Origin of the sequence: Rhodosalinus sp. FB01 (assembly GCF_041365715.1) — a bacterium.
GTDB lineage: Bacteria > Pseudomonadota > Alphaproteobacteria > Rhodobacterales > Rhodobacteraceae > Rhodosalinus.
Genome location: NZ_JBGFSH010000088.1, coordinates 1 through 373, shown reverse-complemented (window position 1 = coordinate 373; position 373 = coordinate 1). Strand labels below are relative to the sequence as shown.

Below are 373 nucleotides of genomic sequence, written 5' to 3'. Positions count from 1 at the left end.
CCTCGCCCGGCAGGGCTTCGAGGTCTTCTGCCCCGCCCTGATCGAGACGCGCCGCCGCCGCGGCCGCCTCGCCGACGTGCGTCGGCCACTCTTTCCGGGCTACCTCTTCATCCGCTTCGTGCCCGAGGCCGGCCACTGGCGGCAGATCAACTCCACCCGCGGGCTCACGCGGCTGGTGCAGACCGACCCGCGCCGCCCGACGCCGCTCCCCGACGCGCTGATCGACGGGATCCGCACGCGGTGCGACGACGACGGCCTCCTCGGCCCCGACCGCGGCCTCGCCCCGGGGGACCGGGTCCGCGTGATCGCCGGCCCCTTCGCCGACGTCGTGGGCCGCATCGAGCGCATGAACGAAAACGACCGCATCCGCGTG

The 373-nt window shown here is 75.1% G+C and carries 1 protein-coding gene; it reads left to right on the top strand.

Annotated elements, in window-relative coordinates; genetic code table 11:
• On the top strand, nucleotides 1-373 hold a 373-nt coding region (locus AB6A65_RS16715; protein ID WP_371039505.1), incomplete at both ends, for a transcription termination/antitermination protein NusG.